Genomic DNA, 14,021 nt, shown 5'->3' on the forward strand with positions numbered 1-14,021 from the left:
ACTGAAGGGAATCACGCATGAAGATTCACGAGTACCAGGGTAAGGAAATCCTGCGGAAATTCGGAGTCGCGGTACCGCGCGGCAAGCCGGCGTTCTCGGTTGACGAGGCCGTCAAGGTGGCGGAAGAGCTCGGCGGCCCGGTATGGGTCGTGAAGGCTCAGATTCACGCGGGTGGCCGTGGCAAGGGCGGCGGCGTGAAGGTGGCGAAGTCGATCGAGCAGGTCCGCGAATACGCGAACCAGATCCTCGGCATGCAACTCGTCACGCACCAGACCGGTCCGGAAGGCCAGAAGGTCAACCGTCTGATGATCGAAGAAGGCGCCGACATCAAGCAGGAACTGTACGTCAGCCTCGTCGTCGATCGCGTGTCGCAAAAGATCGTTCTGATGGGTTCGAGCGAAGGCGGCATGGACATCGAAGAAGTCGCCGAAAAGCACCCGGAACTGATCCACAAGGTCATCGTCGAGCCGTCGACGGGCCTGCTGGACGCGCAGGCCGACGACCTCGCCGCGAAGATCGGCGTGCCGGCTGCTTCGATCCCGCAAGCGCGCGCGATCCTGCAAGGCCTGTACAAGGCATTCTGGGAAACCGACGCATCGCTGGCTGAAATCAACCCGCTGAACGTCTCCGGCGACGGCAAGGTCACCGCACTCGACGCGAAGTTCAACTTCGACTCGAACGCGCTGTTCCGCCACCCGGAAATCGTCGCGTACCGCGATCTGGACGAAGAAGATCCGGCTGAAATCGAAGCGTCGAAGTTCGACCTCGCGTACATCTCGCTCGACGGCAACATCGGCTGCCTCGTGAACGGCGCGGGCCTCGCGATGGCGACGATGGACACCATCAAGCTGTTCGGCGGCGAACCGGCGAACTTCCTGGACGTCGGCGGTGGCGCGACGACCGAGAAGGTCACGGAAGCGTTCAAGCTGATGCTGAAGAACCCGGGCCTGAAGGCGATCCTCGTGAACATCTTCGGCGGCATCATGCGCTGCGACGTGATCGCGGAAGGCGTGATCGCCGGTTCGAAGGCCGTGAACCTGAACGTGCCGCTCGTCGTGCGCATGAAGGGCACGAACGAGGACCTCGGCAAGAAGATGCTGGCCGATTCGGGCCTGCCGATCATCTCGGCGGACAGCATGGAAGAGGCTGCGCAGAAGGTCGTCGCGGCTGCCGCAGGCAAGTAACGCTATCGAATACGCATGGCGGCGCGGTTTGCACGCGACGCCCATCGAACAGAGGTCAAAATACATGTCGATTCTGATCAACAAGGACACGAAGGTCATCACGCAGGGCATTACCGGCAAAACCGGTCAGTTCCATACGCGCGCCTGCCGTGAATACGCAAACGGCCGCGAAGCATTCGTCGCGGGCGTGAACCCGAAGAAGGCCGGCGAAGACTTCGAAGGCATTCCGATCTACGCGAGCGTCAAGGAAGCGAAGGCGGAAACCGGCGCGACCGTGTCGGTCATCTACGTTCCGCCGGCAGGCGCGGCGGCTGCGATCTGGGAAGCGGTCGAAGCCGACCTGGATCTCGCGATCTGCATCACGGAAGGCATTCCCGTCCGTGACATGATCGAAGTGAAGGACCGCATGCGTCGCGAAGGCCGCAAGACGCTGCTGCTCGGGCCGAACTGCCCGGGCACCATCACGCCGGACGAGCTGAAGATCGGCATCATGCCGGGTCACATCCACCGCAAGGGCCGCATCGGCGTCGTGTCGCGTTCGGGCACGCTGACGTATGAAGCCGTTGCGCAGCTGACGGCACTGGGCCTCGGCCAGTCGTCGGCAGTCGGTATCGGCGGCGACCCGATCAACGGTCTGAAGCACATCGACGTGATGAAGATGTTCAACGACGATCCGGATACGGACGCGGTCGTGATGATCGGCGAAATCGGCGGTCCGGACGAAGCCAACGCGGCCGAGTGGATCAAGGACAACATGAAGAAGCCGGTCGTCGGCTTCATCGCGGGCGTCACGGCGCCTCCGGGCAAGCGCATGGGCCACGCCGGCGCGCTGATCTCGGGCGGTGCGGATACGGCCGAAGCGAAGCTGGAAATCATGGAAGCGTGCGGCATCACCGTCACGCGCAACCCGTCGGAAATGGGCCGTCTGCTGAAGAAGGCGCTGTAATCATTTCCCCCGGGCTCGTCCTGCAGAAAACGCCGGCTTTGCCGGCGTTTTTTGTTATGCTGCCGCAATGAATTCGTAAGCACCGGGCATGCGTCCTGCATGTGCCGGCGATGAACCGGGTCGCCCTCGGAGCGGCCGCTGTCCTTTCCTCACCGCCATGCTCGAATTCCTGACCTCGCTGCACTGGGGCGCGATTCTCCAGATCGTCATCATCGATATCCTGCTCGGCGGCGACAACGCGGTCGTGATCGCGCTGGCCTGCCGCAACCTGCCGGCGAACCAGCGGCTGCGCGGCGTCGTCTGGGGCACCGCCGGGGCGATCCTGTTGCGTGTCGCATTGATCACGTTCGCGGTCGCGCTGCTCGACGTGCCATTCCTGAAGTTCGGCGGCGGGCTGCTGCTGCTGTGGATCGGCATCAAGCTGATGGCGCCGGCCGCCGACGCGCACGACAACATCAAGCCGGCCGACCGGCTGTGGGACGCCGTGAAGACGATCGTGATCGCCGATGCGGTCATGAGCCTCGACAACGTGATCGCGATCGCCGGCGCGGCCGAGCAGGCCGACCCGTCGCACCGGATCGCGCTCGTGATCTTCGGGCTGGTCGTCAGCGTGCCGATCATCGTGTGGGGCAGCACGCTGGTGCTGAAGCTGCTCGACCGTTTCCCGGTCGTCGTCGCGTTCGGCGCCGGGCTGCTCGGCTGGATCGCGGGCGGGCTGATCGTGAACGACCCGGTCGGCGATCGCTGGCCGGTGCTCGATACGCCGCCGGTGGTCTACGGCGCGAGCATCGCCGGCGCGCTGTTCGTCGTGGCGATCGGTTACGCACTCAGAAAACGCCGCAGCGCGCCGCACGCGCACTGACTAGGCCATCCGGCCGACTGCCGGCTTCGCCGCCCGCTGGCTACGATCGAGACGCCTGCCTGTATCGGCAGGCGTTTTTCGTTTCCGGAGCCTGTTCATGTTCGAAGCCTTTTCCGTTTCCCTGTTCCGTCGCGTGGCCGCCGACCTGCGGCGCGCGAACCGGCCATCGCCGCGCTGGCGGCCGGCCGGCTTCACGCTGATCGAACTGATGATCGTGCTCGCGATCGTCGGCGTCGTCGCGGCCTATGCGATTCCCGCGTACCAGGATTACCTCGCGCGGTCGCGCGTCGGCGAGGGGCTGGCGCTCGCATCGTCGGCGCGGCTCGCGGTCGCCGACAACGCGGCCAGTGGCACGAGCCTCGATGGCGGCTACAGTCCGCCTGCCGCGACCCGCAACGTCGAGTCAGTGGCGATCGACGGCGCGACCGGTCAGATCACGGTCGCGTTCACCACCCGCGTCGCCGCCGCCGGCACGAATACGCTGGTGCTCGTGCCGTCCGCGCCCGACAAGGCCGATACGCCCACCGCGCGCGTGCCGCTCAAAAAGGGCACGATACAAGCCGGCACGATCGCGTGGGAATGCTTCGCCGCCGGCAAGGATGCGTCGTCGCTGCCGGCACCGGGAGCCGGGCCGTTGCCGAGTAACGCCGCGACGTTGCCCGCGAAATATGCGCCTGCGGAGTGCCGCGCATAGGTCCGGCGCGGAACGAGGGCGCCGGGGCATGCGGCCTGCCGTCCGCCGCTTCGGCCGGCGGGGCGCCGGCCCCGCGCCGGCTCGCGGAGCGACAGCCCCGCACAGAGCAGGGAAAGTTTTGTATAGTGCGCCGGTTGCTGACATCCGGTTCGCTCATGCCTTCTACTTTTTCCCGTTCGTTGTCGCTCGTTGCGCTGGCTGTCGCCCTGATCGTGCCGTACGCGATCACGAATCACACGTATCCGATCCCGACCTTCTATTCCGAGTTTTCCGCGCTGGTGCTGTATCTGCTGGTGGGCGTGTCCGTCGTGCTGCTCGCGCGCACCGGCCGTCCGGCCGAGCCGTTTGCCGCGCCGGCCGCGTTCGCGGTGCCGCTCGGCTTTGCGGTGGTGCTGCTCGCGCAGGTTGCGCTGATCCCGCTCAAGGTGCCGTCGATGAACTGGCTCGCGCTCGGGTATCTGGCCGCTGCGCTGGTCGCGATGCAGGCCGGCTATGCACTGGCGCGCGACGGGATGGCGGAAACGGTGTGGCCGATGATGGCCGGTGCGCTGCTCGTCGGCGGCGTGTTCGCGGTCGGTACCCAGATCGTGCAGCTGTTCCACCTCGAGTCGGCCGTCTCGCCGTTCGTCGTGGTGTACAACATCGCGGTCGACCGCCGTCCATACGGCAACATGGCGCAGGCGAACCATCTGGCCAGCTACATCGCCTTCGCGCTCGCGGGCGCGCTGTATCTGGTGCAAACGCGCCGGCTCGCGGTGTGGGCATGGCTTGCGCTGTCGCTCGTGCTGTCGGTCGGTCTCGCGCTCACCGTGTCGCGCGGGCCGTGGCTGCAGGTCGCGGTGATGGTCGTCGCGGGCTTCTGGATGGCGTGGGTCGAATCGCGCCGCACGCCGGGCAATGCACGCGCGTGGCTGATCCCGGTCGTGCTCGCGGCCGCCTTCATCGCGGTGAACGTCGCGGTGCGCTGGGCCAACGTGCACTATCACCTGAATCTCGCGGAGTCGGCCGCCGACCGGATGCGCGACGCCGGGCAGATCGCGCCGCGCCTCGCGCTGTGGAAGTACGGGCTCGCGATGTTCCGCGAGCATCCGCTGCTCGGGGTCGGCTGGGGCGAATTCCCGTCGCACCAGTTTGCGCTGGTGCGCACGCTCGGCGGCGTCGAGATCGCGAACAACTCGCACGACATCTTCATCGACCTGCTCGCGAAGTCCGGGCTCGTCGGGCTCGGTGTGCTCGCCGTCACGCTCGTCGCGTGGTTCGTGCGCGCGGTGCGTGCGCCGCAGTCGAGCATGCGCGTGTTCGGCTTCGCGCTGATCGGCATCCTGCTGATGCATGCGCTGGTCGAGTATCCGCAGCAGTACATGTTCTTCCTGCTGCCGGCGATGTTCGTGATCGGGCTGCTCGACGTGAAGCCGCTGCGCATCCTGCCGGGGCGGGCGGCCTTCGGGCTGTTCGCGGTGCTGTCGTTCGGCGGCGTGCTGGCGGCGGTGCCCGTGCTGCGCGACTACCAGCGCGCGGAAGTGCTCTATTACGGCAGCAGCCCGGCCGCGCAGTACCGCGATGCGCCGTCGCTGCTGTTCGGCGCGTGGGGCGATTACGGTGCGGCGACGCTGCTGCCGATTTCGCCGGACGATCTGCCGGCCAAGCTCGCCGCGCACGAGCGCGCGATCGCGCTGTTGCCCGGCGAGACGGTGCTGCGTCGCTACGCGGTGCTGCAGGCGCTGGCCGGCCGCGAAGCCGACGCGCTCGATACCGTCGCACGCCTGCATGTGTTCGCGAAGGAACTGAAGGACTGGCCGCAACAGCTGGCCGCGTTGTACAAGCTGTGCGACCAGGAGCCCGCGCTGAAGACGTTCAGGGCGGCCGTCGTCGCGAAATACGGGGAAGCGCCGGCCGACGAGGGCGACGACTCGGACGACGACGATTCGGATTGACGCCTGTCGTGCGCGCCGGAACGGGGAATTCCGGCGTCGATCGCGGCGGGCTTGAGGCGGCTGACGTCGGAGCCACACGACGTGGCCTGTCGTGCGGCAATCCGTCGGATCTCGATTACCTCGCGGATCGCGCGGATTCCGGCCGAACGAGCAGCGATTCGCGTCAACCATTGTCAAATTGACGCCGCTGACCTGGCGGCGCGTGCACAATGCGCGAAAGCGTTTGCGTGCCCGCAGGCGCCGGCCATCGCCGGTGCGAATACGGCAGATTTCCCGGCTATCCGGGCATTGCGCCGAGCAGGATCGCGGCCGAGCATCGCTCGGTCGTGCGGCCGTAACGGGGCGCCGGTCCGATGGCCGCGGCGCAGTGCGACACATGCGATGCGGCCGGGGAAGGCTGCCGGCCTGCGGTGCGTGTGCCCAGAACAGTGCTGAAGAACGATATTCGACCATGGCCATTCGCTCGACCTACCTGATCCTGCCTGCCGCCGCGATGCTGTTTTCCGGCTGCGCGATGTTGTCGTCATCGCAGGAAAGCAAGCTGACCTGCCACATTCCGCGGGCCGTCTATCCGGATACCGCGAAGCCGCTCACGCGTCCGGCGACGGTGCTCGTGCGCGCGCTGATGACGACGTCCGGCGAAGCGCAGAACGTCACCGTGACGACGAGCAGCCGCAATGCCGCGGCCGATCGCGCGGCCGTCGAAGCGATGACGCACGCGACCTGCGTGCAGACCGGCGCGAGCGCGAATCCTTTCTTGCTGACCCAACCGTTCGTGTTCGAGCCGCAGCGCGGGCAGTGACGCGGGGGCGGGCGCCGCGCCGTGGCGCGGTCCAGATTCAGTTCCGGGGTATCGGGTTCGTGCCGCGACAGTCCGGCGGGGCACGAATGGCGCGAACCCGTCGCGCGTCCGTCGATCAACGCATCGCGACGGTGTTTTCCCGCGCTTGCCCGTCAGGGCCGGTTCACATGGGAACGGATAGCTGCCGGCACGGTGGCGCACCGGGGCACGCATACGGCAGCGGCGCAACGCATTTCACCGAATCGCTCCCCATCGGCGACGTGGTTTCCTGATGGTCTGTCGTCCGACCGGGAAATCACGATAACCATCGATTCTCCACGAGCTGCGCGCGAGTGCGTCGCGGCGGGCGCTCAACCGGCGACGTCTTCCGCCTTCCAGTCCCCCGACTTCCCACCGCGCTTCTCCCGCACGCTCACGTCGGTGATCACCATCCCGCGATCGACCGCCTTGCACATGTCGTAGACGGTCAGCAGCCCGACCTGGACGGCCGTCAGCGCTTCCATCTCGACGCCGGTCCGGCCGAACGTCTCGACCTGCACGACGCAGTGGACGCCCGGCAGCGCGTCGTCGAGTTCGAAGTCGACGGCCACGCGCGTCAGCGCGAGCGGATGGCACAGCGGAATGAGATCGGCCGTGCGTTTCGCGCCCTGGATCGCCGCGATGCGCGCGACGCCGAGCACGTCGCCTTTCTTCGCCTTGCCGTCGCGGATCAGCGCGAACGTGGCCGGCAGCATCCGGATCGTGCCGCGCGCGATCGCGATGCGTTGCGTTTCCTGCTTGCCGCCGACGTCGACCATGTGGGCGTGGCCGGCGGCATCGAAATGGGTGAGTCCTGACATGTCTTCCTCTGGTGGAACGGAGTGCGCGTGCACGTGCGTCGATCCTGCTTCGCGATCGGCAGGCCACCGGATGCCATACCGGCGCGACGAACCGATCCAACCGCTCAACGGGCGCCTATCATAGCAGCGGCGTTCGCGTTGCCGGAGGCGCAGATGACGCACGCGCGGTACGGGACAGTCATCGCGGCGCCGGTACAATGACCCGAATATTCAGACCAAACGCCGCGATGCGCGCCGCTCGCGCGGGACGGCGTCGTTTTCATCCTGCCATGCGTGTCAAACAGTTGCTTGCCGTGTCGCTGTCGGCGGCGCTCGCGCTACCGCCGGGCGGCCATGCGCAGAGCGCCTCCGCGCCGCCGCTCGAGCCGGCGGCCGGCGGCGCGACGTCGATTTCCACCGTGCCGTCCGGCATCGCGACCGGCGTGTTCGGCACGTACGGCGGCGCGGAGAGCCGGTTCTCGGGCGCGGGCGGTGCGTCGGCGCCGGTCGCGAGCCTGCGCGCGCCGCTGCGGGCACTGGAGCTGCCCGATCTAGGCGACGGCTCCGGCGGCGCGCTGACGCCGCGGGCCGAGCGCCGGCTCGGCGAGCGCGTGATGCGCGAAGTGCGGCGCGATCCCGACTATCTCGACGACTGGCTCGTGCGCGACTACCTGAACGCGATGGCGGCGCGGCTCGCGGCCGCGGCGGCGGCGCGCTACATCGGCGGCTACGCGCCGGACTTCGACCTGTTCCCGGTGCGCGATCCGCAGATCAACGCGTTCTCGATGCCGGGCGGCTTCATCGGAATCAACAGCGGGCTGGTGGTCACGACGCAGACGGAGTCGGAGCTCGCGTCGGTGGTCGGCCACGAGATGGGCCACGTGCTGCAGCGGCACATCGCGCGGATGATCGGCGCGAGCGAGAAGACCGGCTACACGGCGCTTGCGACGATGCTGCTCGGCGTGCTGGCCGGCGTGCTCGCGCGCAGCGGCGATCTCGGCAGCGCGATCGCGATGGGCGGACAGGCGTACGCGGTCGACAACCAGCTGCGCTTCTCGCGGTCGGCCGAGCGCGAGGCCGATCGCGTCGGCTTCCAGTTGCTCGCGGGAGCCGGCTACGACCCGTACGGCATGCCCGGCTTCTTCGAGCGGCTGGACCGCGCGTCGATGGGCGATGCGGGCGTGCCGGCCTATGCGCGCACGCACCCGCTGACCGGCGAGCGGATCGCCGACATGGAAGATCGTGCCCGTCGCGCGCCATACCGGCAGCCACGCCAGTCGGCCGAATACGGGTTCGTGCGTGCGCGGCTGCGCGTCCTGCAGAACCGGGCGCCGACCGACATCTCGGCCGAGGCGCGGCGGATGCAGCTGGAGATCGACGATCGCACGGCGCCGAACGTCGCGGCGAACTGGTACGGCATCGCGCTCGCGAACACGCTGCTCGGCCAGTACGATGCGGCGGACAAGGCGCTCGCGTCGGCGCGCAGCGCGTTCGATGCGCGCGAGCGGCGCGACGACGATCCGGCGACCAGCTCGCCGAGCCTCGACGTGCTGGCCGCGGACCTCGCCCGCCGCGCGGGCCGGACCGACGACGCGGTACGGCTGTCGGCGCTCGCGCAGCGGCGCTGGCCGGCGTCGCACGCGGCGATCGTCGCGCACCTGCAGGCGCTGATCGCCGCGCGCCGCTTCGCCGAAGCGCAGACGCTCGCACGGGCGCAGGCGAAGGCCGACCCCGAACAGCCGGACTGGTGGGATTACCTCGCGAAGTCGAGCGACGGCAAGGGCGACGTGCTCGCGCGGCGTCGCGCGCTGGCGGAGAAGCTGGCGCTCGACGGCGCGTGGCCGTCGGCGATCCGGCAACTGAAGGAAGCGCGCGACGCGAAGGATGTGTCGTTTTACGAGCAGTCGATCATCGGCGCACGGCTGCTGGAATTCGAGGCGCGCTACAAGGAAGAGCGCGACGACGAGAAGAACGGCCGCGGGTAGCGGCCGTCGCGCAGCGAACGCGGAAGGCGCCGCGGCGGGTCAGTTGCCGCTGTCGGCGGCATCGCGTGCGTGGCGCGCCGGGCTGGGAATGTAGCCGAACCGCGCAGGCACGTCGGCGCACGCGATGCTGCCAAGCGGCAGCGAGCGGCCGTCGCGCCAGCGCAGCACGGGCGGCTCCGCGTCGAAATCCGCGTGGTCGGCGAACAGCCCGAGATCGTGATCGTGCAGTGCCGCGATGCGCGGCGGTGTGCCGGCATCGCGAAACAGCACGCCGCCGCCGTCATCGAGCCACGCTGCGTCCGGTTCGAACGGGGCGCCCGTCTGGTCGGTGAGCGCGAGCTGCCCGTCGCGTTCGGCGAGCCGCACGATCCACGGCGTATAGGCGAGTTCGACGTACACGCGCTGCGGCCCGTTCTGGAAGAACCACTGGCCCTGCGCGTCGCATTCGTAGTTGCGGCCGATGAACGCGTTCAGCGCCGCATGCCGGATCGGCGAGCCGAGCTCGCCGGCCGCCTGCGCCGCGTCGTCGCGCAGCCGCCATGCGCCGCGCCGGTCGAGCAGCAGCCAGCCGGTGCAATGCGGCACGTTCGGCCATTTGGCGAGCGCCTGCCTGACGATGTCATCCATGGTCGACGAATTTCGAGCAATAGCCGAACACCCGCGCCGACAGCCAGTCGAGGCGGCCGGGGAACGGCCCGGTCATGAAACCCGCATGGCCGCCGTGCGCGGGCTGGTCGAGCTCGACGGCGGGCGACACGTCGGCCGGGCCCGGCAGCGCCGATTCCGGCAGGAACGGGTCGTTGCGGGCGTTGAGGATCAGCGTCGGCACGTCGATCGCGGGCAGCAGAGGCCGCGTGGTCGCCTGCGTCCAGTAGTCGTCGGCGTTCGCGAAACCGTGCAGCGGCGCGGTCACGACCTCGTCGAAGTCGCGCATCGTCACGGCCTGCAGCATCGCGTCGCGGTCGAACAGCCCCGGATACTGGTCGAGCTTCGCGAGCGCCTTGCGCTTGAGCGTCTTCAGGAAGCTGCGTGTGTAGACCATCGCGAACCCCTGCGACAGCGCGCGGCCGCCCGCATGCACGTCGATCGGCGTCGAGATCGCGGCGGCGGCGTGCACGATCGACGTGTCGCTGCGATGCTCGCCGAGCCAGCGCAGCAGCACGTTGCCGCCGAGCGATACGCCGGCCGCGACCAGCGGCCCGCGATGCTGCGCGGCGAGCCGGCGCAGGATCCAGTCGACCTCGGCGCTGTCGGCGAGATGGTAGAAGCGCGGCTGGCGGTTGATCTCGCCGCTGCAACTGCGGAAGTGCGGCACCACGGCGTGCCAGCCGTTCGCGCGCGCGGTGGCCATCATCGCGAGCGCGTAGTGCGACGCGGAGCTGCCTTCGAGACCGTGGAACAGCACGAACAGCGGCGCGTCGGGCGCCGGCGCCGCGCTGTCCAAGTGCGCGACCCAGTCGAGGTCGATGAAGTCGTGGTCGGGGGTTTCCCATCGCTCTCGCCGGTAAGCGACAACCGGACGCCGCGCGAACAGCGCGGGCACGATGGTTTGCACATGGCTGTTGGGCAGCCAGCGCGGTGCGCGATAGCGCAGTGTGTCGTCGTCGGGGGCCGGGGCCCCGGTCAGCGGCGAGGTGGGCGGAGAAGCCGTACTCATGATCGCCCCGCTAATGCGTTGCTTCGTTCTTCGTCAGTGCAGCGGACCCTGCCCGTGACGGATCTTCGCGGCGAATTGTCCGGCCGCCTGTTCAGGAATCGGGCTCGCGTGGATGTGCGCGATGCGCCATTCGCCGCGTTCGTGGATCATCACGTACGTCGCGAAAACCATGTCGGGTTCGGCCGTCAGGTCGGCCTGCTGATGCGCTTCGGCGATCGTATAGACGACCGTGCCGAGGCTGTCGTACACGCGGATGTCGAGCGGCTCGATCGTGACCGGGCGCGTCGCGAGCCGGTTGGCGAGCCCGCCGCGGATCTGGTCGAGGCCGTGCAGATGCTCGCCGTCCGCCCACACGCAGCTGGCGAAATCCTCGTCGATCCACAACGCCAGCAGCGCGTCGAGATTGGCATCCGCGACGGCCTGGTAGTAGGCGTTCAGGGTATCGGCAGCGGCTTCGAAGAGGCGGGCAAAACGTGGCATCGGGGTTGTCTCTCGCGCGCGTCGCGCGCCGTATTCAGCACGGCGGCCCGGATCGAGCCGCCGCACACCGGTGAATCGGATTGCCCGGCGCGCCGTGCGACGCTGCCGGTCAGGGTCAGCGCTGCCCGACTAGCATGCCGCGCAAATCGCCGAATACCTGCTCCGGACCGAGTTCGCGCAGGCACTTCAGGTGGCCGAGCGGGCACTCGCGTTCGAAGCAGGGACTGCATTCGAGATGCAACCATTGTACCTTCGCCAGCTCCGACAGCGGAGGGGTGTGGCGCGGATCGGTCGATCCGTACAACGCGACGAGCGGCCGGCGCAGCGCGGCCGCGACGTGCATCAGCCCGGAATCGTTGGTGACGACCGCGTTCGCGCGCGCGATCAGCGCGCACGCCTCGGACAACGACGTCTGCCCGCACAGGTTGCGCACGTTCGGCGCGTGGTCGGCGATCGCCTGCGCGGCCGCGGCATCCTTCTGCGAGCCGAGCGCGACGATCTGCGTATACGGGAACGACTGGTGCACGATGGTCGCGAGCGACGCGAAGTGCTCGGGCGGCCAGCGCTTGGCCGGGCCGTATTCGGCGCCGGGGCAGAACACGACGAGCGGCTTGCGTGTATCGAGATTGAAACGTGCGGACACCCGCGCCGTTTCGTTCAGGTCGGCGTCCAGGCGCGGGGCGGGCAGCGTCTTCATCGACTCGGGCAGCTTCGCGCCCGGCGCGTACGCGAGCGCCGCGTAGTGGGTCGTCATCGGCGGCCGCTCGCCCGACTTGTCGGGGTTCGCGTGGCGCACGTTGAGCAAGCCGTAGCGGTGCTCGCCCGTATAGCCGATCCGCAGCGGGATGTTCGCGAGCCACGGGATCACCGCGGACTTCAGCGAATTCGGCAATACGTACGCCGCGTCGTAGCCGACGTCGCGCAGGTCGCTCGCGAGCTGCCAGCGGCGCAGCAGCTGCAGCTTGCCGTGCGCGAGATCGGTCGCGTGGACATCGTGGATCTCGGGCATCCGCTCGAGCACGGGCGCGACCCACGAGGGTGCGACGGCATCGATGGCGATGCGGGGATGGAGTTTCTTCAGCAGCGCAAAAAGCGGCTGCGCCATCAATGCGTCACCGATCCAGTTCGGTGCGATAACCAGCGCTCGACGCATCAGGTCGACTTCCGATGTCGTAATGAAGCACGGCGCTCGGGCGCCGCGTTCGGGTTGCCAGAATGGGGAACGGCGGCGCACCGGACTTCCGGCTGCGCCGCCTTGCGGGTCGGTGGGCCTTCAGGCCCGGCCGCCGGGCTCAGTGGCCCTTGACGACCTCGCCGTCGCGCAGCTTGTAGCGCGTGCCGCAGTACGGGCAGCGCGCCTCGCCGTGCGACACGTCGATGAAGACGCGCGGGTGCGCGTTCCAGCGGGTCATGGCTGGGTTCGGGCAGTAGGCGGGAAGATCCTTGGCCGTCAGCTCGACCAGCGGCATTTCCTTGATTTCACTCATGAGACTTTCTCTTATCACTCTTGTGTGGGGCGGTCGGTCGCGCGGCGCGCTCAGACCTTCGTCAGCCAGTGCGCGTACTTCGCGTTCTTGCCCGACACGATATCGAAAAACGCCGACTGGAGCTTTTCCGTGATCGGGCCGCGCGCGCCGCTGCCGATCGTGCGGTTGTCGAGCTCGCGGATCGGCGTGACTTCGGCGGCCGTGCCGGTGAAGAACGCTTCGTCGGCCGTGTAGACCTCGTCGCGCGTGATGCGCTTCTCGATCACCTCGATGCCGGCGTCCTTCGCGAGCGTGATGACCGTGTCGCGCGTGATGCCGTCGAGGCACGACGACAGGTCGGGCGTGTACAGCTTGCCGTTGTTCACGAGGAAGAAGTTTTCGCCCGAGCCTTCCGACACGTAGCCGTCGACGTCGAGCAGCAGCGCTTCGTCGTAGCCGTCGGCCGTCGCTTCCTGGTTCGCCAGGATCGAGTTCACGTACCAGCCCGACGCCTTTGCGCGCACCATCGACACGTTCACGTGGTGGCGCGTGAACGACGACGTCTTCACGCGGATGCCCTTCGCGAGGCCGTCTTCGCCGAGGTACGCGCCCCACGGCCATGCGGCGATCGCGACGTGGATCGTGTTGCCCTTCGCCGCCACGCCGAGCTTTTCCGAGCCGACCCAGATGATCGGGCGCAGGTAGCACGACTCGAGCCGGTTCTCGCGCACGACCGCGAGTTGCGCGGCTTCGAGCGTTTCGCGGTCGAACGGCACGTCCATCTGGAAGATCTTCGCCGAATTCAGCAGACGTTTGGTGTGCTCGGGCAGGCGAAAGATCGCGGTGCTGCCGTCGGCCGCCTTGTACGCGCGCACGCCCTCGAAGACGCCCATGCCGTAGTGCAGCGTGTGGGTCAGGACGTGGATCTTGGCGTCGCGCCAGTCGATCAGCTTGCCGTCCATCCAGATCTTGCCGTCGCGGTCGGCCATTGACATAGGATTCTCCTGGAAGCGGTGAGGTGCTGCGGGTTGTATGCAGCGTTGAGCCGGAAAGACGCGTATTTTAGCGTCATTTGGCGACGATCCGGTCGGACGGCGCGGGGCCGGCGCTATAATCGTCCGGTACCGATTCCAATAACGATGGGTCGCACCGGCAGGAGGCGCCGGCGTCCCGACGAACCGCCCGCTGCGGCC

14 protein-coding genes are annotated in these 14,021 nt (G+C 68.2%); 7 read left to right on the forward strand and 7 right to left on the reverse strand.

The annotated features are described in order from the left end of the window. The first annotated feature begins 17 nt into the window (after positions 1–17). The 6 genes from sucC (at position 18) to DFS13_RS20835 (ending at position 6,422) form a co-directional block, all read left to right on the forward strand. Positions 18–1,184: an ADP-forming succinate--CoA ligase subunit beta gene (gene sucC / locus DFS13_RS20805; RefSeq protein WP_006491644.1), complete on the forward strand. Its 1,167-nt coding sequence runs from the start codon at positions 18–20 to the stop codon at positions 1,182–1,184. Between the two features lie 64 nt (positions 1,185–1,248). Further along, a complete protein-coding gene (sucD, locus tag DFS13_RS20810) occupies positions 1,249–2,130 on the forward strand; it encodes a succinate--CoA ligase subunit alpha (protein ID WP_006477916.1) in 882 nt (293 codons plus the stop codon). 157 nt (positions 2,131–2,287) lie between these two features. Next, positions 2,288–2,992 carry a TerC family protein gene (locus tag DFS13_RS20815; RefSeq protein WP_006486690.1) on the forward strand — a complete coding sequence of 235 codons (705 nt, stop codon included), beginning with the start codon at positions 2,288–2,290 and terminating at the stop codon, positions 2,990–2,992. 97 nt (positions 2,993–3,089) lie between these two features. Then, positions 3,090–3,686, forward strand: coding sequence for a pilin (locus DFS13_RS20820; RefSeq protein ID WP_109341621.1), 597 nt, complete (start codon positions 3,090–3,092; stop codon positions 3,684–3,686). 155 nt (positions 3,687–3,841) lie between these two features. Then, complete coding sequence (locus tag DFS13_RS20825) at positions 3,842–5,620, forward strand: Wzy polymerase domain-containing protein (RefSeq protein WP_034201903.1); 1,779 nt, start codon at positions 3,842–3,844, stop codon at positions 5,618–5,620. A gap of 451 nt (positions 5,621–6,071) precedes the next feature. Further along, complete coding sequence (locus tag DFS13_RS20835) at positions 6,072–6,422, forward strand: TonB family protein (protein ID WP_059720708.1); 351 nt, start codon at positions 6,072–6,074, stop codon at positions 6,420–6,422. A 350-nt stretch (positions 6,423–6,772) separates the two neighbouring features. Here the strand turns inward: DFS13_RS20835 and moaC are convergent, their stop codons facing one another. Then, positions 6,773–7,261, reverse strand: a complete 489-nt coding sequence (gene moaC, locus DFS13_RS20840; protein ID WP_006482362.1) for a cyclic pyranopterin monophosphate synthase MoaC — start codon at positions 7,259–7,261, stop codon at positions 6,773–6,775. Between the two features lie 269 nt (positions 7,262–7,530). Here moaC and DFS13_RS20845 point away from each other — a divergent pair, with 269 nt between their 5' ends. Further along, positions 7,531–9,225, forward strand: a complete 1,695-nt coding sequence (locus DFS13_RS20845; protein WP_060210828.1) for a M48 family metalloprotease — start codon at positions 7,531–7,533, stop codon at positions 9,223–9,225. A gap of 39 nt (positions 9,226–9,264) precedes the next feature. Here DFS13_RS20845 and DFS13_RS20850 read toward each other — a convergent pair whose 3' ends face one another. From DFS13_RS20850 to DFS13_RS20875, 6 genes are all read right to left on the reverse strand, one after another. Then, positions 9,265–9,852: a DUF2946 family protein gene (locus tag DFS13_RS20850; RefSeq protein WP_006497341.1), complete on the reverse strand. Its 588-nt coding sequence runs from the start codon at positions 9,850–9,852 to the stop codon at positions 9,265–9,267. Next, on the reverse strand, positions 9,845–10,882 hold the full coding sequence (locus tag DFS13_RS20855) for a hydrolase (protein WP_034201408.1): 1,038 nt from the start codon (positions 10,880–10,882) through the stop codon (positions 9,845–9,847). The genes DFS13_RS20850 and DFS13_RS20855 overlap by 8 nt, the downstream gene beginning before the upstream one ends. 33 nt (positions 10,883–10,915) lie before the next feature. Next, positions 10,916–11,362: a nuclear transport factor 2 family protein gene (locus DFS13_RS20860; protein WP_006477934.1), complete on the reverse strand. Its 447-nt coding sequence runs from the start codon at positions 11,360–11,362 to the stop codon at positions 10,916–10,918. A gap of 115 nt (positions 11,363–11,477) precedes the next feature. Continuing rightward, complete coding sequence (gene waaF, locus DFS13_RS20865) at positions 11,478–12,515, reverse strand: lipopolysaccharide heptosyltransferase II (protein WP_006482498.1); 1,038 nt, start codon at positions 12,513–12,515, stop codon at positions 11,478–11,480. A gap of 139 nt (positions 12,516–12,654) precedes the next feature. Then, positions 12,655–12,849, reverse strand: coding sequence for a zinc-finger domain-containing protein (locus DFS13_RS20870; RefSeq protein ID WP_006482499.1), 195 nt, complete (start codon positions 12,847–12,849; stop codon positions 12,655–12,657). Between the two features lie 50 nt (positions 12,850–12,899). Then, positions 12,900–13,823 carry a branched-chain amino acid transaminase gene (locus DFS13_RS20875; protein WP_006481735.1) on the reverse strand — a complete coding sequence of 308 codons (924 nt, stop codon included), beginning with the start codon at positions 13,821–13,823 and terminating at the stop codon, positions 12,900–12,902. Positions 13,824–14,021: the final 198 nt, after the last annotated feature.

This window comes from Burkholderia sp. 28_3 (genome assembly GCF_003253915.1).
Taxonomy (GTDB): domain Bacteria; phylum Pseudomonadota; class Gammaproteobacteria; order Burkholderiales; family Burkholderiaceae; genus Burkholderia; species Burkholderia cenocepacia.

Excerpts from the sequence above, each read along its gene's own strand:
- moaC (WP_006482362.1), bottom strand. The coding sequence starts at position 7,261 with ATGTCAGGACTCACCCATTTCGATGCCGCCGGCCACGCCCACATGGTC.
- DFS13_RS20835 (WP_059720708.1), top strand. The coding sequence starts at position 6,072 with ATGGCCATTCGCTCGACCTACCTGATCCTGCCTGCCGCCGCGATGCTG.
- sucD (WP_006477916.1), top strand. The coding sequence starts at position 1,249 with ATGTCGATTCTGATCAACAAGGACACGAAGGTCATCACGCAGGGCATT.
- DFS13_RS20820 (WP_109341621.1), top strand. The coding sequence starts at position 3,090 with ATGTTCGAAGCCTTTTCCGTTTCCCTGTTCCGTCGCGTGGCCGCCGAC.
- sucC (WP_006491644.1), top strand. The coding sequence starts at position 18 with ATGAAGATTCACGAGTACCAGGGTAAGGAAATCCTGCGGAAATTCGGA.
- DFS13_RS20875 (WP_006481735.1), bottom strand. The coding sequence starts at position 13,823 with ATGTCAATGGCCGACCGCGACGGCAAGATCTGGATGGACGGCAAGCTG.
- DFS13_RS20815 (WP_006486690.1), top strand. The coding sequence starts at position 2,288 with ATGCTCGAATTCCTGACCTCGCTGCACTGGGGCGCGATTCTCCAGATC.
- DFS13_RS20845 (WP_060210828.1), top strand. The coding sequence starts at position 7,531 with ATGCGTGTCAAACAGTTGCTTGCCGTGTCGCTGTCGGCGGCGCTCGCG.
- DFS13_RS20855 (WP_034201408.1), bottom strand. The coding sequence starts at position 10,882 with ATGAGTACGGCTTCTCCGCCCACCTCGCCGCTGACCGGGGCCCCGGCC.
- DFS13_RS20825 (WP_034201903.1), top strand. The coding sequence starts at position 3,842 with ATGCCTTCTACTTTTTCCCGTTCGTTGTCGCTCGTTGCGCTGGCTGTC.
- DFS13_RS20860 (WP_006477934.1), bottom strand. The coding sequence starts at position 11,362 with ATGCCACGTTTTGCCCGCCTCTTCGAAGCCGCTGCCGATACCCTGAAC.
- DFS13_RS20870 (WP_006482499.1), bottom strand. The coding sequence starts at position 12,849 with ATGAGTGAAATCAAGGAAATGCCGCTGGTCGAGCTGACGGCCAAGGAT.
- waaF (WP_006482498.1), bottom strand. The coding sequence starts at position 12,515 with ATGCGTCGAGCGCTGGTTATCGCACCGAACTGGATCGGTGACGCATTG.
- DFS13_RS20850 (WP_006497341.1), bottom strand. The coding sequence starts at position 9,852 with ATGGATGACATCGTCAGGCAGGCGCTCGCCAAATGGCCGAACGTGCCG.